Source organism: Mammaliicoccus sp. RAM2 (assembly GCF_045897195.1).
GTDB lineage: Bacteria > Bacillota > Bacilli > Staphylococcales > Staphylococcaceae > Mammaliicoccus > Mammaliicoccus sciuri.
On the sequence record NZ_JBJNWI010000004.1, the window covers coordinates 68,108 to 92,881 of the forward strand.

Annotated in this window: 21 protein-coding genes; 7 read left to right on the forward strand and 14 right to left on the reverse strand. The window is 31.5% G+C overall.

All coding sequences use genetic code 11. The annotated features are described in order from the left end of the window. Positions 1-437: 437 nt before the first annotated feature. Positions 438-1,484 (reverse strand): M42 family metallopeptidase, encoded by a 1,047-nt coding sequence (locus ACJTHF_RS07125; protein WP_106417678.1) that lies wholly within the window; start codon positions 1,482-1,484, stop codon positions 438-440. A gap of 113 nt (positions 1,485-1,597) precedes the next feature. Between ACJTHF_RS07125 and ACJTHF_RS07130 the strand changes: the two genes are divergently transcribed. Further along, positions 1,598-2,689, forward strand: a complete 1,092-nt coding sequence (locus tag ACJTHF_RS07130) for a prephenate dehydrogenase (protein ID WP_058591309.1) — start codon at positions 1,598-1,600, stop codon at positions 2,687-2,689. 346 nt (positions 2,690-3,035) lie between these two features. Here ACJTHF_RS07130 and ACJTHF_RS07135 read toward each other — a convergent pair whose 3' ends face one another. Next, entirely contained in the window at positions 3,036-3,761 is a 726-nt protein-coding gene (locus ACJTHF_RS07135) for a DUF3169 family protein (RefSeq protein ID WP_084754655.1), read from the reverse strand. Then, positions 3,758-3,961, reverse strand: a complete 204-nt coding sequence (locus ACJTHF_RS07140; RefSeq protein ID WP_025905978.1) for a helix-turn-helix transcriptional regulator — start codon at positions 3,959-3,961, stop codon at positions 3,758-3,760. Before ACJTHF_RS07140 ends, ACJTHF_RS07135 begins: the two co-directional genes overlap by 4 nt. A 205-nt stretch (positions 3,962-4,166) precedes the next feature. On the opposite strand from ACJTHF_RS07140, the gene ACJTHF_RS07145 reads away from it, so the two are divergent. Further along, positions 4,167-5,681, forward strand: coding sequence for a Na+/H+ antiporter NhaC family protein (locus tag ACJTHF_RS07145; protein ID WP_058591310.1), 1,515 nt, complete (start codon positions 4,167-4,169; stop codon positions 5,679-5,681). 33 nt (positions 5,682-5,714) lie between these two features. Here the strand turns inward: ACJTHF_RS07145 and ACJTHF_RS07150 are convergent, their stop codons facing one another. The 5 genes from ACJTHF_RS07150 to mqo form a co-directional block, all read right to left on the reverse strand. Further along, a complete protein-coding gene (locus tag ACJTHF_RS07150) occupies positions 5,715-6,851 on the reverse strand; it encodes a glycerate kinase (protein WP_106417679.1) in 1,137 nt (378 codons plus the stop codon). A 148-nt stretch (positions 6,852-6,999) separates the two neighbouring features. Further along, positions 7,000-7,413 carry a VOC family protein gene (locus ACJTHF_RS07155; RefSeq protein ID WP_181294758.1) on the reverse strand — a complete coding sequence of 138 codons (414 nt, stop codon included), beginning with the start codon at positions 7,411-7,413 and terminating at the stop codon, positions 7,000-7,002. Positions 7,414-7,526: 113 nt separating this feature from the next. Next, complete coding sequence (locus ACJTHF_RS07160) at positions 7,527-8,747, reverse strand: DNA repair protein (RefSeq protein ID WP_088592375.1); 1,221 nt, start codon at positions 8,745-8,747, stop codon at positions 7,527-7,529. A 142-nt stretch (positions 8,748-8,889) separates the two neighbouring features. Next, positions 8,890-9,294 carry a sporulation protein gene (locus ACJTHF_RS07165; protein WP_048543099.1) on the reverse strand — a complete coding sequence of 135 codons (405 nt, stop codon included), beginning with the start codon at positions 9,292-9,294 and terminating at the stop codon, positions 8,890-8,892. A gap of 128 nt (positions 9,295-9,422) precedes the next feature. Further along, positions 9,423-10,907 carry a malate dehydrogenase (quinone) gene (gene mqo, locus ACJTHF_RS07170; protein WP_058591313.1) on the reverse strand — a complete coding sequence of 495 codons (1,485 nt, stop codon included), beginning with the start codon at positions 10,905-10,907 and terminating at the stop codon, positions 9,423-9,425. Between the two features lie 394 nt (positions 10,908-11,301). Here mqo and ACJTHF_RS07175 point away from each other — a divergent pair, with 394 nt between their 5' ends. Further along, the gene (locus ACJTHF_RS07175) at positions 11,302-12,315 is read left to right on the forward strand and encodes a cation diffusion facilitator family transporter (RefSeq protein ID WP_232157164.1); all 1,014 of its coding nucleotides are present in this window, start codon (positions 11,302-11,304) and stop codon (positions 12,313-12,315) included. Continuing rightward, positions 12,315-12,500, forward strand: coding sequence for a 2-hydroxymuconate tautomerase (locus tag ACJTHF_RS07180; protein ID WP_037560206.1), 186 nt, complete (start codon positions 12,315-12,317; stop codon positions 12,498-12,500). Before ACJTHF_RS07175 ends, ACJTHF_RS07180 begins: the two co-directional genes overlap by 1 nt. 73 nt (positions 12,501-12,573) lie before the next feature. Here ACJTHF_RS07180 and ACJTHF_RS07185 read toward each other — a convergent pair whose 3' ends face one another. Beyond that, entirely contained in the window at positions 12,574-13,551 is a 978-nt protein-coding gene (locus ACJTHF_RS07185; protein ID WP_106417866.1) for an LCP family protein, read from the reverse strand. Positions 13,552-13,705: 154 nt separating this feature from the next. Between ACJTHF_RS07185 and msrA the strand changes: the two genes are divergently transcribed. Further along, on the forward strand, positions 13,706-14,206 hold the full coding sequence (gene msrA / locus ACJTHF_RS07190; RefSeq protein ID WP_037587960.1) for a peptide-methionine (S)-S-oxide reductase MsrA: 501 nt from the start codon (positions 13,706-13,708) through the stop codon (positions 14,204-14,206). Positions 14,207-14,299: 93 nt separating this feature from the next. Further along, complete coding sequence (locus ACJTHF_RS07195) at positions 14,300-14,917, forward strand: DedA family protein (RefSeq protein ID WP_048543107.1); 618 nt, start codon at positions 14,300-14,302, stop codon at positions 14,915-14,917. 47 nt (positions 14,918-14,964) lie between these two features. On the opposite strand, the gene mprF is transcribed toward ACJTHF_RS07195, so the two are convergent. The 4 genes from mprF to glcT form a co-directional block, all read right to left on the reverse strand. Beyond that, complete coding sequence (mprF, locus tag ACJTHF_RS07200; RefSeq protein WP_088592379.1) at positions 14,965-17,490, reverse strand: bifunctional lysylphosphatidylglycerol flippase/synthetase MprF; 2,526 nt, start codon at positions 17,488-17,490, stop codon at positions 14,965-14,967. Positions 17,491-17,611: 121 nt separating this feature from the next. Next, on the reverse strand, positions 17,612-18,766 hold the full coding sequence (locus tag ACJTHF_RS07205) for an AI-2E family transporter (RefSeq protein WP_078355977.1): 1,155 nt from the start codon (positions 18,764-18,766) through the stop codon (positions 17,612-17,614). Between the two features lie 215 nt (positions 18,767-18,981). Continuing rightward, on the reverse strand, positions 18,982-21,048 hold the full coding sequence (ptsG, locus tag ACJTHF_RS07210) for a glucose-specific PTS transporter subunit IIBC (RefSeq protein WP_232157166.1): 2,067 nt from the start codon (positions 21,046-21,048) through the stop codon (positions 18,982-18,984). 123 nt (positions 21,049-21,171) lie between these two features. Then, complete coding sequence (gene glcT, locus ACJTHF_RS07215) at positions 21,172-22,008, reverse strand: glucose PTS transporter transcription antiterminator GlcT (protein ID WP_078355759.1); 837 nt, start codon at positions 22,006-22,008, stop codon at positions 21,172-21,174. 101 nt (positions 22,009-22,109) lie between these two features. On the opposite strand from glcT, the gene ACJTHF_RS07220 reads away from it, so the two are divergent. Continuing rightward, complete coding sequence (locus ACJTHF_RS07220) at positions 22,110-23,093, forward strand: DUF1002 domain-containing protein (protein ID WP_058591318.1); 984 nt, start codon at positions 22,110-22,112, stop codon at positions 23,091-23,093. A 40-nt stretch (positions 23,094-23,133) separates the two neighbouring features. Here ACJTHF_RS07220 and ACJTHF_RS07225 read toward each other — a convergent pair whose 3' ends face one another. Next, positions 23,134-24,696 carry an alanine/glycine:cation symporter family protein gene (locus tag ACJTHF_RS07225; protein WP_058591319.1) on the reverse strand — a complete coding sequence of 521 codons (1,563 nt, stop codon included), beginning with the start codon at positions 24,694-24,696 and terminating at the stop codon, positions 23,134-23,136. Positions 24,697-24,774: the final 78 nt, after the last annotated feature.

Genomic DNA, 24,774 nt, shown 5'->3' on the forward strand with positions numbered 1-24,774 from the left:
ACCTTCATTAATAAGTATAAAACTTATTCACTCATTAAATATTTAATTATGTCTACATGGTCCCCATTTCTAAATTAAACTGTGTTAGTTTACATCAACCACTAACTTTCTATTTGCTACAGGCTTTAATTTATACTTATGACCACTGATTTAGGTATACAAAAAGACACCACAGTATACGCTATCTGTAAGGACGCGTTACCGTGGTGCCACCTTAGTTAACATTGAATTTCATGTTCACTCTAAATTTCATTTAATTGATGATTTGAAAGCCCAATTCTCTCTTTGTGTGTAGTGCTAATTTACATCAACCATTAGCTTTCTATTTGCTACTATCAACACGAGATACTCATCTTTCAAATTCCGAATGATTTCTTCGGATTAATTAAATATCACTATACGAGAATAAATTTTAAATGTCAACCCTTGAATTCTGATTAGTTTTTAATTTCTGATAAACAATAAGCTCTTAATAACTTTTCACTTTCAAGAATAGAATCTTCATGTGTGCGTTCTAAAGCATGCGAAGATTCAATGCCTGCACCGAATAATCCATGTCTAATATCAGCACCAGCATGTAAAGCAGCAGAAGCATCAGAAACATAATAAGGATATATATCTAATTTATATTGAATATCATTTTCTTTGCATAAATTGACTAAATGATTTCTTAATCCTACATGATATGGCCCTGAAGCATCTTTCACACAAATAGATACTGTGTATTCATCAGAAGCTTGTCCATCTCCTAATGCACCCATATCAAAAGCGATAAATTCTACAACTTTATCTGAAATACTTGAATTTGCACCATAACCAATTTCCTCATTGTTCGAAATATAAAATTGTGTCGTATGTGGTAGTTCAACATTTTCTTCTTTAAGATATTTCAAAAATTGTAAAATCATCGCAACACTTGCTTTATCATCAAGGTGACGAGATTTAACAAATCCTGATTCTGTATGTACAAATCTTGGGTCGAAACTCACTGCATCTCCAATTTCAATGCCTAGTGCTCTTGTATCATCTGGATTAAATGTTTTTTCATCTAATCTTACTTCCATATGTTCGGCATTTCTTGGTATTTCAGTATTATTTTTATATACATGGACACTTGTTTCATGTAAACAAATGGTACCTGTTATTTCTTTTCCACTTTGCGTAGTGATAGTACAATATTCCCCTTCAATCGCATTCCAACTAAATCCCCCAATTAAATCTAGTTGTAATCTGCCATCTTCTTTAATATCTTTAACAATTGCACCTAATGTATCTACGTGTGCTGTAATCAGACGTTGTGCATCATCATTTTTTCCTGGTACGTTGATAAATAATCCGCCTTTGTGTGTTACACTCGTATCATAATTTAAAGACTCAGCAACTTTTCTACAATATTCAACTGCTGGATCAGCAAATCCAGACGGACTATTAATGTAAACAAGTTCTTTAATTGTATCGATCGTTTCTTTTACGTTAATTGTCATCTAACCACTCCTTATACATTTATTATCATTCTATACTTTTAAAAAAATAAATCAATAACACTTGCTTTCTCACACTAACTTACTTTAAACTATTAAAGTATTGGAGGGATTTTATGCAACGCGTATTTATAGTTGGACTAGGATTAATTGGTGGGAGTTTAATACAAAATATTAAATTTTATCATCCCAATTTACATATAACAGGTTACGATTATTTTGAAAAACATTCAGAAATCGCATTATCTATGAAAATTATAGATGAAATTGCAACGGACTTTGATTCTAGTGCTCGTCAAGCAGATTTAATTATATTAGCCACACCCGTACAGCAATCTATTGAGTACGGTAAGCGATTATTAGAAATTGATACTAAACCAGGATTAATCGTTACCGATACAGGTAGTACGAAATTAGGATTAAGTTCACTAGAATCACAATTATTAGAACAAGATATTCATTTAATCGGTGGACATCCAATGGCAGGTAGCCATAAGTCAGGTGTCACGAATTCAAAAAAGCACTTATTCGAGAATGCTTATTATGTATTGATATATGATCAAGCAGACAATGAAGCGGCTTATAGTGAAGTTAAACATTTGTTAGTACCTACTAAAGCAAAATTCATCAAAATGTCAGCAAAAGAACATGACTATGTAACTGGTGTCGTCAGTCATTTTCCACATGTCATCGCATCAAGTTTAATTCATATGAATGAAGAAAACACACAAATATCCGAATATGTCAGAACATTAGCAGCAGGCGGTTTCCGTGACATCACACGTATCGCGAGTAGTAATGCTGATATGTGGCGTGACATCACATTAGAAAATAAAGAACATCTTGTCACACTTATGGAAAATTGGATCGAACAAATGACACATACGAAAGAAATGATAGAAGAAGGAAATCCTGCATTAATTCATGATTTTTATCAATCAGCCAAAACATATAGAGACCAGCTCCCTATTAAAGAACAAGGTGCCTTAACATCAACATTTGATTTATATGTCGATATCCCAGATAAACCAGGTATGATCAGTGAAGTAACAAGAATACTCGGACAAAATCACATCTCTATAACAAATATTCGAATATTAGAAGTTAGAGAAGATATTATGGGTGCATTGAGATTAAGTTTCAAGTCAAGTACAGACAGAGATCGCGCAATAGAAGCCTTACAATCATTTGATACGTATACATTGTAATATCGAATATCGAGATTAGGAACAAAGCCAAGAGAATGAATGTCTCTTGGCTTTGTTTTGATTAGTGGAATAGATTGTGGATGATCTCTTGGCTTAAGTTAGGCGTTAAGCCATGACTTGAGTCATCTCTTGGCTTAAGTTAGACATTAAGCCATTACTTAGGCTATCTCTTGGCTTAAGTTAGACATTAAGCCATGACTTGGGCTATCTCTTGGCTTAAGTTAGGCGTTAAGCCATGACTTGGGTCATCTCATGGCTTAAATAGGTCGTTAAGCCATGACTTGGGTCACTTCAATTGTACATCCTCATTCATTCAAACAAAAAACTGCCCATAAAAGGCAGTTTTTTATATTGTTTCTGATACTTTTTTAGAGTAATACATTGTGTTGACTAAATATAAAATAATCAATAATGACACACTAAAGAATTGATTATTGTTTGATGAGATTGAGAATATTGATGATAATGCTATACATCCGATTATTAATTGTTGGTTCAGTGTATAAGTTTTTTGTAGTGCAATTAATGTAATATATTGTTCTCCACTATCCATCATATCTATTATTTTTTCATTTAATTTTTTATCTCCTGCTTTAGGATAGTTTCGCTCTGGGTATAATTTTCTCAATTTAGATAAATGCATATATGATATTGGTGCTGTTGCTATTAATGAAATCATCGCAATTAATAAAGACAGCATACTTGGTTCTTTTGTTAAGTTAATGACGATATTTAGTATTGTTAAAGCTATTGTCATAATGATACCAAGCAATATGGGTGGATAAATTAATGTTTTTTCTAACTGTATTTCTATTTCATCTTCATTTTCAGGATTTGTTTCAAATTTTCTATATTTTTCAGCTTTTTTATAAACGCTCAATAAAATGATAACTAATATAACTAATACAATTGCTAGAATAATGGCTGTAATATCAGTTTGCACTGTCGTAAGTTCAATTTCTAAAAAGTCATGTCCTTTTTTAAAAATACTTGTAAGTAAGCCACCTACTAAACCACCGATCAGCATATATAATATTAAGTTACCAATTAACATAATTTTATTCTTTTTCATAATTCATCCTCCTCGAATATGAAAACATCTTCAACATTTTCTTTGAGTATTCTTGCTATTCTAACAGCAGTCAATACTGATGGCATAAAGTTATTCCGCTCTATCAAAGAAACTGTTTGTCTTGAAATTCCTGCTCTTTTAGCCAATTCAGTTTGATTAAATCCTTCCCGAGCTCTTAACTCTTTTACCCTATTTCTCATTTGACCACCACCTACATTTATCAATATACACGACTTTAGTCATATTGACAAATATAGTTGTCATTTTGTTATATATAATTGTCACTGTTCTATGTATAAGAATGCATATCATTGTTAATTTATTAAAATCATATTTACTTATTTATAATTATATGTGAAGATTAAATAATTACATATTTCAGAATATTTTGAAGGGGGTATTTTTATGGATCATTTTGGCTTTTGGTCGATTATTCCTCCAATTATAGCCATTATTATGGTATTACTTACGAGAAGTGTTATTGTTTCATTATTTTTAGGATTATTTTCAGGTATACTCTTGTTAACAAGCTTTCATCCAATATCTTCTTTAAAAAAATTACTTGGAGATTATTTGTACAGCACGGTTGCTGATGAATATAATGCGGGCATACTTATCTTATTAGTGTTTATCGGAGGATTTGTGGCGTTGCTTGAGAACTCAGGCGGTGCAAAAGCATTTGCGAATCGATTTATATCAGGTGCAAAAAGTCGTATCAAAATCCAACTTGCTGCTTGGTTTAGTGGTATTATAATATTCTTTTCTGAAATGGGCACACCTTTAATTGTTGGTCCAATTTATGAAAGTTTATTTGATAAAGCGAAGATATCACGAGAAAAATTAGCTTGGATTATTGATTCAACAGCATCGCCAGTTTCTGTAATGGTACCGTTTATTGGTTGGGGCGTTTATATTATGGGTTTAATTGATACAGAATTTAAACGATTAAGTATAGATATGTCCTCATGGGATGCCTTTATGGTTTCATTACCCTACTTTATTTATCCAGTCCTTGCGGTATTAATCGTCCCTCTTATTATTTTATTAAAATTAGATTTCGGACCTATGAAAGCAGCTGAGGATCGTATAATGAATACTGGTCAAATTTATTGGGACAATGCGAAGCCATTAAGAGAAAGTGTAGAAGTTGATAAAGATGTAGAAAATAAAAGTAAACCCATTCTAATTTGGTTACCTATCGTCATTTTAATTGTTTCATTGTTTACTTTATTAGCACCTAAAGGATTCCCGTTCCAAAGTGTAGAGGGTAAAGATTTCAGAATAGCTTTAAGTTTATCTTATTTCTTTGCTGCTATTTCTATTATCCTATTAATGTTATTTTATAAAGTTAAGACAATTAGCCAATCATTAAATATTTATACTACCGGTATGAAAAATATGACAGATATTTTAGTTATTTTAGTATTAGCATGGTCTTTAGGAAGTGTATTGGACAAATTAGGAACGGCTAACTATATCGTTCAAGTTATCGATGGCACGATACCACCTGCTATAGTACCTGCTTTAATTTTCCTTGTTGGTGCATGTATGTCCTTCGCAAACGGAACTTCTTGGGGAACATTTGCTATTATGTTACCTCTCGCAATTCCATTAGGATATCATTTAGACATTTCGTTAGCAGTTTGTATAGGAGCCGTTATTTCTGGAGGTATCTTTGGGGATCATAGTTCTCCAATATCAGATACAACCATATTATCATCAACAGGTGCTGGTGCTGACCATAAAGATCACAATAAGACCCAAGTACCGATTGCAATATTTAACGGTATTGTAACAACGATTGCATTACTTATTACAAGTATGATTGATTTTAAATTCACACTCATTTTAGCTATCTTATTTATGATTTCTGGTGTCTTTATTATTAATCAAGTTCAAAAATATCGGTATAATCATTAAAAAGAGGTGGGAAATTAATCCCACTTCTTTTTATTATTTCCTTTTAAGCGCTCTAAATATTTGTTCAGTTTGTTGTTCAATGAATTTATCACCATTTTTCATAGCATCTTCTAAAGTCATTGGACCATTTGCAATACTAAATGCTGCAGTTAAGCCTTGTTCGTGAAGTGCTGATAATGGCATCTCTACCGTACCACCAATTGCGATAACAGGTATGTCATAAGATTTTGCAATTTGTGCAATTCCTGATATGACTTTTCCACCAGAAGTTTGACCATCTATTTTGCCTTCACCAGTGATAATCAAGTCTATTTCATTTTCTTTAATAATATCTTTAAAATTCACAAAACCTACTACAAGTTCGATACCTCTTTTTAATTCTGCATTTAAGAACGCTAACATGCCACCTGCTGTTCCACCTGCAGCACCAGCACCTTCTATATTGCTTATTTCTTTATCTTTAAATGACTTAATAACATCTGCAAAATGAATAAATGATTGATCTAGCCTCTCTACGATTTCTGGAGTTGCTCCCTTTTGTGGCCCAAATATATAACTTGCACCTTGTTTACCAACGAATGGATTCGTCACATCGCATGCGATTTCAAATTTCACATCATGTATTTGTGGCATCACATCTGATTGATCTATCGCTTCAATATTATGAATATGTTCTGCACCTAATGGTATTTCTACTCCATTTTTATCTAGAAATTGATAGCCTAATGCTTGTAATAAACCAATTCCTGCATCATTTGTAGCACTTCCACCTAAGCATACAATAAAATGTTTAATGCCTTTTTCAATGGCATCTTTAATAAGTAAGCCTGTTCCATAAGTGGTCGTATGTAATGGATTAAGTTCCTCTTGTTTAAGTAAATCAATCCCCGAACTTGTTGCTAGTTCGATAATTGCTGTCTTTCCATCGCCAGTTATACCATAACTTGATTGTATTGGTCTTGATAACGGATCTATACTATTAACTTCAATTACTGTTCCTTTAGTTGCTTGCACTAAATTAATCATCGTACCTTCTCCACCATCTGCCATTGGAAGAAGAAACGTCTTAGTATCAGGATCTACTGTTAAAATGCCACGTTCTATCGCTTGTGCAGCACTGAGTGCATCAATACTACCTTTAAAGGAATCTGGTGCAATTAATACTTTCATGAATAACGCCACCTTCTTTTGATTTCGTTCTAATTATATGTTACAGAAAAAATTTAAAATTAAAAGATTACAAATAATATAATGGAGAAAATTAAAAAACCATAAACTTTACTCAAAAATTGTTTATGGTTTTTCTTTATACTTTATTTTATTGATGTGTATAAGTTAAATCCCAACCTATACCAAATTGATCGATTACTTTCGCATATGTCTGTCCCCAGAAAGTTTGCCCAAGTTCCATTTGAACTTGTCCACCTTCTTTAAAAATATTATAAACTTCATTAATTTGTTCTTCTGTCTCAAATTCTAAAACAATATATATATTGTGATTATTATGAAGTGAATCATCGTCATTTGGTATATCAGAAAACATAAATAAATGACCATTAACTTCTAATTGTGCATGTATAATTCTATTAGGATCTTCGGAGGCATCTACACCTGCGTCACCATAAGTTTGTGATTCTCTTACACTTCCATCTAATGCTTCACTATAAAATGCTAATGCTTCTTCGCAAGTTCCGTTAAAGTAAAGATAAGGTGTAACTTGTTTAATCACCATGCACCACTCCCCATATTTGATTGTTAATCAAAATAAGTATATAAATGTGCAAAGAATTTGTCAAATGTTAATAAAGTTTACATTTTTAACACATAGTCATTATTTATTATATTTCACCTAAAATCGACTAGATTCTGTCTACTTTCATCTTGTCTTCTATACGTGTTATTGTCACTTTGTTCATTTGTAAGCAATGCTAATGCTTCATCACATTCTCGCTCAAATGTATCAATAAATAAATTCAGTTCACGAGCTCGTTCTGGCACGAGTTGTGTAAGTGAAATATTTAATGCTGAATACTTCTCATGTTTATCACATAACTGTTCTGTAAAACTCCAGATTACTCTAAATATATCCATCGTAATATTTGTGCCGTCTTTTAAAGTATAAGATTTAGATATTGTATTGGCATTACTTTTCAGTGAAAAAGCTATTGTCTTAACTAATAAATTTCTAGATCTTAATTGTTTCGTTAAACGTTCCACTTGTTGAAGTATAATTTCTTTCATTTCATAATATTGATATTGTTTTTCAAACGCTACTTCACATTTAATGTCCGGATTATAAATACTATGCGTTTCGCGTACGATATTTGTATCTATACCATTGCTGATTAGATTCAATTCCTTACCCATAGTGCCATATAATTGTGTTAATTTATTAACTGGATAACGTGCTAAATCTCCAACAGTATATAAACCAAGCTCATTTAATTCCTTTTCTAATCGATCATTTATGCCCCATACTTTATGCAACGGATGTATCGGCCACACTTTATCCCTTATATCGCTATAATTTAATAATCCAATTGATTGATCATGTTGATAAGATTCTGTATCTAAAGCCAACTTGCTCAGCAACATGTTCGGTCCAATACCTATATGGCAATTCAATTGCGTTTCTTGTTCAATTTCGGCTCGAATTCTAGCAGCAAATTCACTTGGTTTATCACAATATTGTTTATAATAATCTGTCACATCAATGAAAATTTCATTTACACGATGTTGTTGGATATCATCTGCGTGTACATAATTAAGCAATACTTTATAAATAGTATTTGCATAGTTTATATATTGTTTCATATTTGGATTGATGATAAAGATATCATTTCTATGTGGTATTTCAAATAGTCTTGAACCAGTCTTGATTCCTAATTCTTGTAATGGCTCAGTAGCAGAAATAACAATGGCGCCTTGCCTTTTCGTATCGGAAATAACAGCTAATTTATTTTCATTTGGGTTAATACCTTTAGAAACACATGACACATTCGCAAAAAAGTTATGAAGACTTAAACATAAAATATATCTCTCTTGGAAATCACTGTAATTGTACATCACATCACCTCCCAGAACATTTGTTTGTATCATCATTATATACGAACATACGTTCTATTTCAAGAGATTTATTTGTCTAAATAAAAAAGCCCTACAAAGCTTTAACCTCTTATAGGTCAGCTTTGTAAGACTTGATTATTAATTATCGTACTATACTTAATTTTTCTTCATCATCAGCGCCAATTGACTGATCGATATGAACATGTGTCTTTAAATATATTTCATCTGGTTCACCTTTGAATTCAATTTGTTCTAATTTAAATTCAAATTCATATTCTTGATGGTCTTTCTTCTTAATCAAGAAGGATTGATTAACTTTATGCTTATGCAATTCATAATCAAATTCCGAAAAATCACTATCCTCATTTTGATTATTGACACGTTCAATAAGGGACAATTCGATATATTTAACTTCTAAATCACATGACCCACCTTTAAATATTACTTTACCTTTAATGGGTTCTTCTTCATTAAAAGTCATCTTTTCTAAACGCGTATCGATTGTTAGATTACCGACACCTATAGAGGTAAGTAATTTTTCAAACATAATACAAATCCCCCTTAATCTTCATTAAAGATAGTTTAACCCGATTAAACTAAAATTTAAAGTGATTAAAGAGAATTTTTTAATTATAGTTGATAATTTTTTAACAATCATCAATATTTAAAATAACCTTACTTATATAAACCTAATGCTTTCGAAGTTGATGAATTAATTTCATTAAATAAATCAGGATTATCAGATAAGTTTGTTCTAAATGAAGGTATCATTTGTTTAATCTTATCTTCCCAGTTTACAAATTCATTAGGGAAACAGTTTTCAAGTAACTGCAACATAACATGTACAGCAGTAGAAGCGCCTGGAGAGGCACCTAATAACGCAGAAATAGAGCCATCTTCACTTGTTACAAGTTCAGTACCAAATTGTAATGTACCCTTTCCGCCTTCTTGAGTATCTTTAATGACTTGTACACGTTGACCAGCGATTACGATATCCCAATCTTCTAACTTCGCAGTCGGTATAAATTCTTTTAGTTCTTCTAAACGCTTTTCATCTGACAATAAGACTTGTTCTACTAAATATTTAGTTAATCCCATTTCTTTTAAACCAGCTGATAACATCGTAAAGATATTATTCGGTTTCACTGAACCAAATAAATCTAAGTTAGAGCCAGTCTTCAAGAATTTAGGCGAGAATCCAGCAAATGGTCCAAATAATAATGAACGTTTACCTTCAATGTATCTAGTATCTAAATGCGGTACTGACATTGGTGGCGCTCCAACTTTTGCTTTACCGTAAACTTTAGCATCATGTTTAGCAATAATTTCTTCATTATTACATACCATAAATAAACCACTAACTGGGAAACCTCCTATATTAGAAGCTTCTTTTATGCCTGTCTTTTGTAAAAGTGGTAAACTACCACCACCGGCGCCGATAAACACGAATTGAGTATTATGGTATTCAACCTTTTTAGTTTCAGCATTATAAATCTTTAATTGCCATGAATTGTCTTCATTTCTTCGAATATTCTGAACAGAATGATTATAATTTAACTCAACACCTTGGTCTTTTAAGTCACTTAATAATGAGCGCGTTAAATTCCCAAAGTTTACATCCGTACCAGATTCAATTTTAGTTGCGGCAATTCTTTCATCTTGAGAACGCCCTTCCATCATAAGCGGCATCCAATGCTTTAACGTTTCAAAATTATCTGTAAACGTCATACCAGTGAATAATGGATTTTTTGATAATGCATCACATCTATTTTTCAAAAATTGTACATTTTTGTCTCCATACACAAAACTCATATGTGGTACAGGACGAATAAATGATTGTGGATCTGTTAAACTACCTTTATTTACTAAATATGTCCAAAATTGCTTTGATAATTGAAATTGTTCATTTATTTGAATTGCTTTATCAATATTAACTGAACCATCCGCCTCTTCTTTAGTATAATTCAATTCACATAATGCTGAATGACCAGTTCCGGCGTTGTTCCATTCATTAGAACTTTCTTCAGCTGGTTTTGATAATTTTTCAAATAATTTAATTTCTAAATTTGGTGATAATTCTTTAAGCATAGTACCTAAAGTAGCACTCATAATGCCTCCACCAATTAATATTACATCTGTTTTCTTATGTAAAGCATTCATAATTAACTACAGAGCCCCTTTCAATATTAACCATTTCGACTAAATATATGTCCATAAAAAATATACAAATGAATAATTTGTATGAATTAATCTATGTATTACTACTATTATAAACCTTATACTTTCATTTAAAAAGTGACAACAAGTGCACAATGTGTAATAAGTTAACTTTATTATTAAGTTACATTAAAATAGTCGAGTATTAGTATAACTTAATTAACATATCTATATAAATAGTATAACACATTCCCTAAATGAAGGTTTTAAAAATTTAAACCAACTTTTATAGTTGACATAATATTATTATGATATTTACATAAAAATACTTATATTATAATAAAATTGGGTATTATAGTGGTATAATCAAAACAAAAATATTTTAAAGGAGTTTTTTATGAAAGCTTTCATTAATTTACTAAAAAAAGGAAGCAAGTCTTCGCTTTCTGCTGCAGTTGTTAACTTTATTTTAGGTTGTTTAAAGTTATTCGCTTTTATCTTTACAGGAAACATCGCTATGTTTGCTGAAATGATGCACTCTTTTGGTGATGCAGCAAACCAACTTTTTGTATTTTTAGGATCAGCATTTTCTAAAAGAAGTCCGAATGAAAAATTCCCTCTTGGATATGGAAGATTAATTAACCTCGTTTGTTTAATAGCTGTTATTATTGTAGGTATTTTATCTTATGAGACAGTTAAAGAAGGTTTCCACCATATTGTCCATCCAAATGAAACTGGTGGACCAATATTATTTTTCTGGATTAATATTGCTGTTTTAGCTATCGGTATTATTTTAGAAGGTAGTGTTTTAAGAAAAGCTGGTAAAGAAATCTTAGAGGAAGCTGGTGAAAGCAGTAAAGGATTACTGACACCATTTACTAAAAGTTATTTACTGATTGGTATAGCTAAACCTGCAACAAAATTAGTATTTATGGAAGATACTGTCGCAACTGGCGGTGGTATTATTGCCGTTCTTTCAATCATTATTGCAAGATTAACAGGTTTAGGTATGTTAGAAGGTATTGCTTCAGTCATCATTGGTGTGATGATGTTTATAGTTGTGGGTATTATCTTTATTGAAAATGCACAAGGCGTTCTTGGTATTGCAGATCATGAATCTGAAATACATGCTTCACGTGTCATATTAGACGACAAAGCAATTAGTGATATTAAAAGACTTGCTGTTATTAAAGAAGGAGAAGCACTTCATATAGAATGTTTATTAGAAGTTAATCACAATTATACACTTAAAGAGTTGTCAGATATCAGAAAACGGATTATATTAAAATTGTTAGACTTATCTCATGTTGAAGATGTGAACATTGAATTCATAGAAGATGACGGTCAAACAGACTGGAATGGAGATAGTGGTCCTTCAGCAAATATTCAATATAATAAGGAGCGTTTATAATGCCAATCGTAAACATTAAATTAATTGAAGGTAGATCAGATGAACAATTGAAAGGTCTTGTAAAAGATGTTACAGAAGCTGTTCATCAAAATGCAAAAGCACCAAAAGAAAATATTCATGTCATTATTGAAGAAATGAAACCTGAACACTACGGTGTTGCTGGTACACGTAAATCTGATTCATAAGAACTATATAATTATATAAAAAGCAATAAATGGTCAAAGTGACCATTTATTGCTTTTTTCGTTTCCTTAATGATTAATCGTTAAGAAATTTCTTAATTGCTTCTTTATTTTTTTCTTTGTCGATTTTTAATACTGCCCCATTTTCAATATCATTCTCATTTGTATAAGAACCTTTAACAGGGACTGTTAACGTCTTAATATCTTTATCGCCTCTAGCTAAGAAGCTAGCTCCCGTTTTGTAAATTGTTTGATCATCTAAATTGGTATTAACATAACCTCTAGCAATACCAGCTAATTTCGGTGCTTTAACAACTGAATCTACACTCATCATTTCTGATTTTAGTGCAGTCATGACTTGTTGTTGTCTTCTAACACGACCAAAGTCACCTTCTTCATCGTGTCTAAAGCGCGCATAACCTAATAATTCTTTCCCGTTTAAATTATGTTGCCCTTGTTTTAAAGTAACACCAATTTTGGCAGACATATCTTTTTCAACATCGATTGGAACGCCTTTAGGTGCAATTTCATCGACCATTTCTTCAAATCCATCAAAATCGATAATTGCATAGTATTCCGGATCAATATCAAGGTTCTTCTTCAATGTCTTACGTAATAATTCAGGTCCGCCTAATGAATATGCAGTATTAATCTTATAATTACGATAGCCACCTGGGATTTCTGAATAAATATCTCTCATGACAGATACAATTTTGAGATCTTTTTTCAAGTAATCGTATTGAACAATCATAATTGAGTCTGTTCTAGGTTGTGAATTATCTACTTTGCGGTCCTCACCTAATACGAGCACATTTACTTTACCATCATTCCGCGTTGTACTATTGAATTTATGTAATTGCTGCTTTTTACCATTATCTGATGAAACTTTCAAACCAGATTTATAAGAAGCATTAATGTAAAATCCAAGTCCAATTAAAAGTAAGATGATACCTAAGAAAATAAAAGGTCTTTTTTTAATTCTACGCTTTTTTCTTCTTGTAGGTATATTCGTTTGACGATTATCTTCAGTTTCTGATTGATTATGCGAAGTCATTGTTACCAACCTTTTATCTTCAAAATTGAGTCTAATTATATTATAATGAGACTCATACATTAAGTTAACCAATTTATATACTAAAAATCAAGAAAAATTGCAAAGCTAACTTAAAAATAAGACTTGAGACTGAATAAAGGATGGTAAAAATATCATGAATATGAATAAAGCGTATTTTGCAGGAGGATGCTTTTGGTGTATGGTTAAGCCATTTGACCAATATGAAGGAATAGATAAAGTGACTTCAGGTTATATGGGTGGAACTACTGAAAATCCAACATACGAAGAAGTAAAAAAGGGTGATACCGGACATTATGAAGTTGTCGAAATCCAATATGATGTAGCTTTATTCTCATATAATAGACTGCTAGAAATATATTTTGCAATTATTGATCCTACTGATGCTCATGGACAATTCCAAGACAGAGGTACACAATATGAAACAGCTATTTTCTATACAAATGATGATCAGAAGAAACTTGCTGAACAGTATATCGAACAATTAAATAAAGAATTACCAGAAGGAAAATCAGTCGTTACAAAATTATTACCATATAAACCTTTTTACAAAGCTGAAGATTATCATCAAGATTTCTATAAGAAGAATCCTGAAAGATATCAAGAAGAACAAACAATTAGACAAAGTTTAAAATAAACAAGTATAGCATAACAGTATCGTATACAATTATGCTATACTGTTATTTTTATATAATATCTATCAGTATTTAAGATATAAAAGGAGAACATTATGGAACAATGGATTACTGATTTTATGACGCATTATGGATATATCGGTGTCTTCATACTCGTATTTTTAGAATATGTTATACACCCCTTCCCTTCTGAAATCATATTAACATTTGCAGGCTTTATGACTTCACAGTCAGAGTTGAATATCATAATTGTATGTTTACTTACAATTTTAGGCGCCGTACTCGGAGCACTTGTATTATATAGCATTGGTGCTCTTATAGGAGAAGAACGTTTATATAAATTTATACATAAACGTGGCAAATATATAGGTATCAAAACACAAGACTTAGATAAGACCATTCAATGGTTAGATAAATATGGACATTGGGCTATCTTTTTAGGACGCTTTATCCCAATTGTCAGAACACTCATTTCATTACCAGCTGGTATAACTAAAATGAACTTACCCGTATTTATACTTTTAACAGCAATCGGCACAGGTATGTGGAATATATTTCTTATCATGCTCGGTAAAATGTTAGGCAATCATTGGCATCAAATTCTCATATATGTAGGTATGTATTCTAAAGTGTTTATTGTAATCATCGCGATTGCAGTACTATACGTCCTATACTTATGGTATAAACGCATTAAAGAAACACGTGTTAATTAAATCCAAACAAAACCCAAAACCACTTTTTTACAAGTGGTTTTGGGTTTTTATTTATGATTAATTGTTAAAGATACTCTTATTAAATTCCATAATAGTGAACTATATTTACGATATACTAAATATCTTGGTTCCCATTCTGGATAAAATTTTTGTTTATAATTTCGTAATCCTTGGAAGCTATATAAACCATTCATATTTTCGAATACTTTTGCTGCAAATTTTTCTCTTAAATATGCGTATTGATTATGTCCTACATTGGATAACGTAGCCATTCCCATATTAAATTGTTTGTAGCCTTGTTCTTGTGCCCATAACAACATATGGATATATAAAGCGTCCATCATTGGTAGTTCTACTTCTTTGTTCCATCTAATTAGATCTACGGATATGGAATCATTATAATTTGTATACATTAATGAACAGAAACCTACTATTTCATTGCCATCATTTCTTATAACTGCGATTGGTGCTTTATTTAAATAATCTTCATCAAATGACCCAACTGAAAAGCTCATTTCTTTCTTGTCACCTAACCAGCCGTCACTAATAGATTTCAACATGTCAATATCATCTTTTGCAAATGGCGCTTCTATTATTTCAAATTGATAGCCTTCTGATGCCATTTTATTATGAGTTGCACGCATACCACGTTTTTTCTTACCAGATAAACTGAATGTTTCGAGGTCTATGAGTGCTTCTTCTCCTAATTTGAAAAAGACATTTCCATAATCATGATATAAAGAAAGTAATTTACTTTGTACTTGATAGAAAATAATATCATGACCTAAAAAATGCATTTGATCATAAAATTCTTTTAATACTTCATGATATTTATCAGAGTTACCGACTGGATCACCTAACACGATAACTGCATTCATCTTATGTCGATACATAATAAAGACATCTTCATCTTTATTAACATAAAATGATTTATCTCCTGTAAATGCTAAGTGACTCACATATGAACCTTGATTTTGGTCGATAATAGACTGTATCGTTTCATATGTAGCATTTGTATATAAACTTTTTTGGAATCTTTTTGAGAGTATATATGTTATGCACATACCGATTAAACATAAGATCGCAAGTGCAATTAAGAACATTGTAAACACAGCATATTTATCAAATTTAGTGACTTCATGTGGATATAAATTCAAATAATTTTTAGTGACAATTCTATTGAAAATAAACATTGTTAAAATTAATATACCACTTAAAACTATTTTCATAGGTGTAACAATCTTTTTGACAACGAGCGCATTTTTGTAGCCGATAAATAATAATACTAATAGTATCGTTAACCATAAAAATGCAATGATTGTACTATTCGTTAATATAGATACGACTAACATCACGATGACAGAAATTATGCTCATGAGAATAGATCGCATCGTACCAGACATAACGCCTTTAGCACAAATAAGTAACATAAGTGTAGAAGCTGTATGAAGTGCTAATAAGATTGAATAAAAAGTATAATGATGTGAGTAAATAGCATCATATAAGATTAAAATGTGATTAAAATAAAGTACAAATCCTGTAATACCTGATAACAAACCTAGCGCCAATGTTGGTACTTTGGTCATAAAATCACTCTGTACAGACTTTATGAATGATGTTGTATCAACTGCTGGTGTATAGAATTTACTTTCTTCGATGTATTTTTTAGCGATACTACCAAATTCAAATGTAGATAAACCAAGTGCTATAATAAATGGGAAGAAGTAATAAGCAACTCTATAGAGTAACAACGCTAATAATACTTTTTCTTCAGGTACACCAAGCGACTTAATACCTAATAAGATCACTAAATCAAATGCACCAAATCCCCCGGGTATCATACTAATTAATCCTGATAAGGCTGCAACAACAAATATCCCAACTAAGTGAGCAAAGTCTACATGAATATGTAATGCTTTCAAAATGACAAATAATAAGTAGCTCGCCGCAATCCATTCGAGTGCAGATACAATTGTAAATTTAAATCCAAGCAGTCTGTCTCGACTTATAGAAGGTTTCAAATACGACACAACTATAAATAAAGGAAGAAACAAACTGCCAATATATATGACAATTTTAGCCCATGAAATATCAGCTAGTAATGCATCCGCATTAAAAACACGAAATACAATAAGTACACATAATAAACTTAAACCGCTTAACATGGATAACAATAACAATGAAACACTTTTAACTAAATCTTTCTTATCTTCAACGTCATTTCTATAAGAATAAATTCTTAAACCAGCACCTATTAATCCACCAAATCCTAAAATACTGTTAAACGTGTTAATAATATAGCTAATGGATAAAACTTTATGTATTGGTAAACTAATTTTTAAAGACTGTTTTAGCATCATGTCGTATAGAGATAAAACAGAAACGGAAAGTACACCTAATATAATGATGCCTACAAAATAAAATGTATTCATTTCTCTAAAAAGCACGATTGTCTTTTTAAAGTCGATTTTTCCTAATTCATTATGCAATACAAAGACAACGATGCATAATATGATACATATAAATAAAACTTTTAATATTGGCAAAATTTTCTTTCGATTTAATAGTCTCATATTCTAACCTTCTTTTATTTTGTAATACTCCCAAATAATACCATATAAATATACAAATTAAAATGTTTAAAAAAGACTGCCATTAAGCTTCAAAAAGTTAAAGGCAGTCTATAGTTATAGTTTATTCTTTTTCATGTACAACTTCTTCATCTTTAAACTCGTATGGACCTGAGTCATCTTGATAATACTTATTATAGCGACGTTTAAATAATGTGAAGAGATGTGTCACTGCTACTTTAATAATAGCATATGCTGGAATACCTAAAATAACCCCTAGTATACCTGCTAAATTACCTGCACATAACAATACAAAGATAATTGTTAAAGGATGAATTTGCATTGTTTTACCCATAATATTTGGTGAAATAAAATGTCCTTCTAAAAATTGAACTGCAGCCCAAACAATTGCAAGTTTCAATAACATGAACGGTGAATCAATTGCAGCTAAAATAATTGCTGGTGAAATAGCGATAATTGGACCTAAATACGGTACAACACTAGTCACAGCAGCAATACTTGCTAATGTTAAAGCATAGTCTAATCCAATGATTGAATAACCGATAAATAGTAATACACCAATACAGAAAGCAACAATCATTTGACCTTGAATATAAGAACCAACTTGAACATTCATCTTATCAATTAAATCATGTGTATCTTTTCTGAATTTTGGTGGCATTAATCTAATAAAGTAATTTCTGAATTTCGCGCCATCTTTAAGTAAAAAGAATAATACAAATGGGAATGTAATAATGATCACAACAACATGTGTAATTGTAGATACAAATGTTTGGAACTTATTACTAAAATCTCCTACTGAATTAGATATTTTCTTAGGAATATCGCTAAAGTTCTGTTGGAACCAATTTTGAGCTTGTGTATAGTAATCCGCTACAAATGAATTTTGAGAAAGCTCTTTTAATTTATCACTAAATTCATCGAAATATGTAGGTAAATTTTTAGATAAACTCTCAACTTGATGTTGTACAACAGGTATTAATAACGTCACAATTAGTGTAAATGCTGCGATAATCACACATAATAATATGATGATTCCCCATAATCTAGAGATGTTAAACCTTTCCATAAAATTAATTAAAGGATTAAACAAATAGAATGCAACAAATGCAACAATAATTGGGCCAATTAAAGTTGTCGTAATTGTCACGATAGGTTCAAAAACAAATGAAACATGTTGGAAAATAAATATTGTTAACCCTATCAAAATCAATAATCCTAAAATAAAATAAATATCACGTCCACCGAAAAACTGCATAAAACGTGTTGTTTTATTAAAAGTATTATTGGAATGCTTTTCTTTTTCCAAAATAAGCCCTCCTCTTAAAGATTTATAATCTATTATACCCTAATCGAATCACTTTAAAAACAAAAATTTACATTTATAGTTTACATAATAATATTATAAACGCTTAATTTAGAATATAAAAAGAAGATACACCATGAAGATGTATCTTCTCATCCATAAAAGTCTTATTTAACGACTAATATTTTATCACCTTGTTCAACTGTACCTGTTGTTAATACTTCTAATGAAGAATCACCAAGATTAGTCACTACAATTGGCGTTATAGTACTATCAGCATTTTCTTTAATGAAGTCTAAATCAACTTTCATTAATGGTTGACCTTTAACAATATCTGTATCAGCTTCCGCTAAAATTTCAAATCCTTTACCTTCTAATTTAACTGTTTCTAAACCGAAGTGGATTAATAATTCAACACCGTCATTAGATTCTAAACCAATCGCATGTTTTGTAGGGAATGTCATTTTCAATTTACCATCAAATGGTGCAACAACTTCACCAGTTTCAGGAATAATTGCAACGCCGTCACCCATCATTTTTTCAGAGAATACTTTATCTGGTACTTCAGAGATGTTAACAACTTCACCTTTAATTGGTGCATAAATTGTTGCGCCACCTTCAGCTAAAATAGCAGCACTTTCTTGATCGCCTTCTTCAGTAACAGTTGTTTCATCAGGTTTCGTAATTTCACCTGAAATGATACGTGCCATATCGTGTTTAATTTGATCTGATTTAGGTCCAAAAATAGCTTGGATATTGTTACCGACTTCAAGTACACCTGATGCTCCTAAACTTTTCAGTTCATCTTTGTTTACTTCAGATTTATTTAATACTTCAACACGTAAACGCGTAATACATGCATCTAAATGTTTGATGTTTTCTTTACCACCCATTGCATCTAATACATCGAATGGAAGCTCTGCTACTGAACTATTGCGTGATTCAGATTCTTTATCTTCACGACCAGGAGTTTTTAAGTTAAATTTCTTAATCGCAAATGTAAATAAGAAGTAATAAACTAGCGCATAAATAATACCTACTGGAATAACAAGTAGTGCATTTGTACGATCCCAGTTTAACAAACCGTATAATACGTAATCGATAAATCCACCAGAGAATGTCATACCAATTTGAATATGTAGTAGATGCATCAATAAGAATGATGTACCTGCTAAAATAACATGAATACCGTATAATACTGGTGCTACGAATAAGAATGAGAACTCTAAAGGTTCAGTAATACCTGTTAAGAATGATGTTAAACCTGCAGATAACATTAAACCGCCGACAACTTTTTTACGCTCTGGACGAGCTTGACGATAGATTGCATATGCTGCAGCTGGTAAACCAAACATCATAAATGGATATTTACCAGTTGTGAATGCACCCGCTGTAAATGGTACACCGTCTTTAACTTGTGCCATAAATATTCTTTGGTCACCACGAACTAATTCACCTGCAGAATTTACATAGTTACCAAATTCAAACCAGAATGGTGAGTAGAAAATGTGATGTAATCCAAATGGAATTAAAGCACGTTCGATAATACCAAATATAAATGTTGTTAAAGCTAAGTTCTTATCTAATAAGAATGTAGATAAGTTATTTAAGCCATCTTGAATTGGTGGCCATGCAAATGAAAGAATAATACCTGCAATAATTGCTATTACAGATGTTGCGATAGGTACAAATCTTTTACCCGCAAAGAATCCTAAAAATGGTGGTAAGTTGATATTATAATATTTGTTGTAACACCATGCTGCAAGAGCACCCATTATAATACCACCAAACACCCCTGTTTGAAGTGTTGGAATACCAAGAACTAATGCGTTTGCTGGATCTTTAGCAGTTTGCCCTAAAGTTTTAGCGCCTTCAGCATAACTATAAATGTCATCAATTGAAATACCTTTAACAACTCCCATTGTTGTATTCATAATAAGGTAACCAACTAATGCTGCCAATGCTGCAACACCATCTCCTCCAGCTAAACCTAATGCTGTCCCGAGTGCGAATAGTAATGGTAAATTATCAAAGATAATTTGACCAGATGATTCCATTACTGAAGCTATCATGACAATAACATCAGATTTTAACCAAGGTGCAATTTCAACGAATTGATCGTTCTGCATTGCATTACCAAACGCAAGTAAAATACCCGCTGCTGGTAAAATCGCAACTGGTAACATTAATGCTTTACCAATACGTTGCAATTGTCCAAAGAACTTTTTAAACATAATTAATACCCTCCTAATTGTTTAACTTCGTAAATCACGGCATGAAAAAAGGCATGAGCAAAGAAACTTACCATTACGGTAAAGTCTATTTGCTCATGCCTGATCGTATCAGTAACACGCAATTTATAAGTTATTATTAAAGTGCTGGATGTGCATTGTTAAATATGCCAACTCAGATTGATATACTGGCTTCTTCAATTGTGTTTGCATCATCTTCACTATCTTTACGGATATATTATAGCACAATGGATATTGCGCTTTCAATAGTGTTTCGATATTAGTTGCATCTGGAATTCGTTCATCTGCCAATACTCTTTGAATCGCAAAGTGAAGGTGCCGAACAAAACGACTATAATTAATACTATTTTTATTAATATCAACTTCTAGGCCTTCTTCTATTATAATGATTGCTTTTTGAATAATCGCTTTTATATTGTGTATATCACGAATTGAATGATTCACTTCTGCAGAGTGAATATGTAAAGCAATAAATCCTGCTTCTGATTCAATAAACTGTAAATTTAATTTTTCGTTTAATGCTTTAACAGCTTTTTCTGCTATTTGATATTCCCTCGGATAAAGCAGTTCTGTCTCTTTTAAAAAAGGATTATGAACATGTATACCTTCTTTAATACGCTTGATCGCAAATAACATATGGTCTGTTAAAGATATTAATGTCTTTTCACTAACACTTCCACCCAACTGTTTATCAATACCATTTACAACTTCTAAAACGATACTAAACACTTCATCATTTGTACCATCTAATAATTGCTTATATTTATTTTTATCATTTTCAGATTCTAATAAATATACCTTTTCGATTAAATCTGTATTAATTTCTTCACCTTGTTTTTTTCCGAAACCAATTCCCTTACCAACTAATATAACTTCTTTATCATAATAATTAGCAACTAACACATTATTATTTAATGCCTTTTCGATAATGTATTTTCCCATATCTTAAACCTCATTCTGAAGACCTATTACATATTATACATTTGATGATAATATAATGATAGATATATTTTATATCAATAAATTTGAGGATGTGCAAACATATGAAAAAAACAAAACTATATATAATAAGTGTTCTTGCTGTTTTATTATTATCTACTATTCTATATCCGAAACATCAAGCCCATGCGGTAACTGAAGAGGCTTGGGATAATGCCGTTACTGTTTACGGTGCAGCATTACAAAATAATACAAGTGCTAAAGATACAACTTCAAACTTATTAGGTACTAAAAACAGTGACAAGACAACTTACGTTACTGCTGATGATTTAAATAAATACTTAAATATGCAATCATCAAATGATGTCTTAAAATCAAGTATTCGTATTACAAAGACTTCTAAAGGCAGTGGTCTTAACTTAACGATTAATCAAGACCAAGGTCAAATTACAAAAGTAACAAAAGACACATATAAAAATGCATTAATGACAGCTGGTATTAAAGATGCTGATGTAACAATTGCTTCAAGTGAAGATGTTACAGGTGAAAGTGCATTAGCTGGTGTATACAAAGCATTTGAAGAACAAGGTGAAGAAGTAGATTCAAATAGAACACAAGTCGCTCAAGAAGAGTTATCTACAATTAACCAAATAACTGAAGAAAATAAAGGTCAAGAAGGATTTTCTCAATCACAATTAAACAAAACGATTGCAGAATCTAAACAAGCAGTAGCTGAAAAGTCAGGTAATGTAACAATCAATGAAATTACAAATATCGTTAACCAAAAAATCGAAGACAATGGTTTAACAAACGTTATTAATGATAACCAAATTAATATGATTGTTAATGTTATTGATAAAGCACAAAAAGACGGTGTCTTTAGCGGTGAAAATGCAAAAGATTTTATAAATAACTCGAAAGATTATGTTAATGATTTAGTTAAATCTGATGAATTTAAAGATGCAAAGAAAAAAGCTGAAGATTTAGGTAATGATATTAAAGACAAACTTCAAGACGAAGGTTTCTGGGATAAACTTGTAAATGCCATTAAAGATATCTTCAATTCAATTGTAAACTTATTTAAATAAAATGAAAACGCCATGGACACGTGTCCATGGCGTTTTCATTTTATTTATCTTCGTCTTTAACATCATCTTTAATATTTTCAAATGTATCTTCTTTAGGTTCTTCATACTTTGTTTTTACTTCAGATGATTGTTCTGTTGTTTCTTTTTTATTTATTGTTGCATAAGGGTTTTCACCCCATGCTTCGATATTATTAAAGTTACCTTTTAAGTTTTCAATCTTAAATACCGGATTTAACTTACGCTTTCTTTGTGCACGATAATCTTTAGCAACTTCAAATACGACAGTTGCAAGACCAAATAATGCTACGATATTGATAATCGCCATTAATCCCATAAATAGATCTGCTGTATCCCATACTGTTTGAACTTGTACTACTGAGCCAACAAAGACCATTGCTACAACTAAAAGTCTGAAGACAAACATAACAAATTTATTTTTAGTTAAATATTCAATATTTGATTGACCGTAGTAATAGTTACCAATTATTGAAGAGAATGCAAACATAAATACGGCTAGCGTTAAGAATATACCACCAAATTCACCTACATGTGTTATCAGTGCTTGTTGTGTTACGGCCACACCTTGTGGCGCATCAGCTCCAAATTGTAAATCTGTGTAAAGCAACAACATAATTGCCGTTGCTGAACAAATAATCATTGTATCAAAGAATACACCTAATGATTGTATTAAACCTTGCTTAACTGGATGGCTAACTGCTGCCGTTGCTGCTGCGTTTGCTGCAGAACCCATACCTGCTTCGTTTGAGAACAATCCACGTTTAATACCTTGCATAATTGCAAATCCCATTGCCCCACCAAATGCAGGATGGAAACCAAATGCACTTCTTACGATATTTTGAATCATTGGCCAAATTTGATCAACATTCATAAATAGGATATAACCAACTAAACCAATATATCCAACTGCCATAATTGGAACGATAAATGAAGATACTGTTGCAATACTTCTTACCCCACCAAAGATAACTAATGCTGTAATAATAGCCAAGATAATGCCTGTTATCACATTTGAAAATTCATATTGTTCATTTAAAGAAGCAGCAATCGTATTAGATTGAACTGTGTTAAATACAAATGCAAACGTTACAGTTATGAGAATTGCAAACACAACACCAAGCCATTTCTGACCTAAACCACGTTCTATGTAATATGCTGGTCCACCACGGAACCCACCTTCTTTATCTTTTACTTTATATACTTGTGCTAATGTTGCTTCAAAGAATGCACTTGCTGCACCAATAAATGCAATAACCCACATCCAAAATACTGCACCTGGGCCACCTAATACAATCGCAGTTGCAACACCTGCGATATTACCAGTACCAACACGAGAAGCAGCACTTATTGCAAATGCTTGGAAAGAAGATATACCTTTTCTTCCATCCTCTAATGTTTCAGGCTTTTCAAAAATGACTCTAAACATTTCTGGTAACCATCTAAGTTGTACTACTCTAGAACTTATTGTAAAAAATACGCCAGCTAGTAGTAATAGGAAAATTAAGTTTTGAGTCCAAATTAAATCATTACCCCATTGAACAAAGTTATGAAACCAACCTGGGATATAACTATCAAAATCCTTCAAAGAAATCCCTCAATTCTAATAATATAGTCATAATAAATCGCTATCATGATTTTACCATGTGCCATTCATTATGACTAT

What these genes read in the sequence shown, in the direction of transcription:
- ACJTHF_RS07160 (WP_088592375.1), bottom strand. Translation starts at nt 8,747, where the DNA reads ATGTACAATTACAGTGATTTCCAAGAGAGATATATTTTATGTTTAAGT.
- mprF (WP_088592379.1), bottom strand. Translation starts at nt 17,490, where the DNA reads ATGAGACTATTAAATCGAAAGAAAATTTTGCCAATATTAAAAGTTTTA.
- ACJTHF_RS07185 (WP_106417866.1), bottom strand. Translation starts at nt 13,551, where the DNA reads ATGACTTCGCATAATCAATCAGAAACTGAAGATAATCGTCAAACGAAT.
- ACJTHF_RS07175 (WP_232157164.1), top strand. Translation starts at nt 11,302, where the DNA reads ATGAAAGCTTTCATTAATTTACTAAAAAAAGGAAGCAAGTCTTCGCTT.
- ACJTHF_RS07220 (WP_058591318.1), top strand. Translation starts at nt 22,110, where the DNA reads ATGAAAAAAACAAAACTATATATAATAAGTGTTCTTGCTGTTTTATTA.
- ACJTHF_RS07150 (WP_106417679.1), bottom strand. Translation starts at nt 6,851, where the DNA reads ATGAAAGTATTAATTGCACCAGATTCCTTTAAAGGTAGTATTGATGCA.
- ACJTHF_RS07130 (WP_058591309.1), top strand. Translation starts at nt 1,598, where the DNA reads ATGCAACGCGTATTTATAGTTGGACTAGGATTAATTGGTGGGAGTTTA.
- ACJTHF_RS07125 (WP_106417678.1), bottom strand. Translation starts at nt 1,484, where the DNA reads ATGACAATTAACGTAAAAGAAACGATCGATACAATTAAAGAACTTGTT.
- ptsG (WP_232157166.1), bottom strand. Translation starts at nt 21,048, where the DNA reads ATGTTTAAAAAGTTCTTTGGACAATTGCAACGTATTGGTAAAGCATTA.
- ACJTHF_RS07180 (WP_037560206.1), top strand. Translation starts at nt 12,315, where the DNA reads ATGCCAATCGTAAACATTAAATTAATTGAAGGTAGATCAGATGAACAA.
- mqo (WP_058591313.1), bottom strand. Translation starts at nt 10,907, where the DNA reads ATGAATGCTTTACATAAGAAAACAGATGTAATATTAATTGGTGGAGGC.
- msrA (WP_037587960.1), top strand. Translation starts at nt 13,706, where the DNA reads ATGAATATGAATAAAGCGTATTTTGCAGGAGGATGCTTTTGGTGTATG.
- ACJTHF_RS07155 (WP_181294758.1), bottom strand. Translation starts at nt 7,413, where the DNA reads ATGGTGATTAAACAAGTTACACCTTATCTTTACTTTAACGGAACTTGC.
- ACJTHF_RS07165 (WP_048543099.1), bottom strand. Translation starts at nt 9,294, where the DNA reads ATGTTTGAAAAATTACTTACCTCTATAGGTGTCGGTAATCTAACAATC.
- ACJTHF_RS07195 (WP_048543107.1), top strand. Translation starts at nt 14,300, where the DNA reads ATGGAACAATGGATTACTGATTTTATGACGCATTATGGATATATCGGT.
- ACJTHF_RS07135 (WP_084754655.1), bottom strand. Translation starts at nt 3,761, where the DNA reads ATGAAAAAGAATAAAATTATGTTAATTGGTAACTTAATATTATATATG.
- ACJTHF_RS07145 (WP_058591310.1), top strand. Translation starts at nt 4,167, where the DNA reads ATGGATCATTTTGGCTTTTGGTCGATTATTCCTCCAATTATAGCCATT.
- ACJTHF_RS07205 (WP_078355977.1), bottom strand. Translation starts at nt 18,766, where the DNA reads ATGCAGTTTTTCGGTGGACGTGATATTTATTTTATTTTAGGATTATTG.
- glcT (WP_078355759.1), bottom strand. Translation starts at nt 22,008, where the DNA reads ATGGGAAAATACATTATCGAAAAGGCATTAAATAATAATGTGTTAGTT.
- ACJTHF_RS07140 (WP_025905978.1), bottom strand. Translation starts at nt 3,961, where the DNA reads ATGAGAAATAGGGTAAAAGAGTTAAGAGCTCGGGAAGGATTTAATCAA.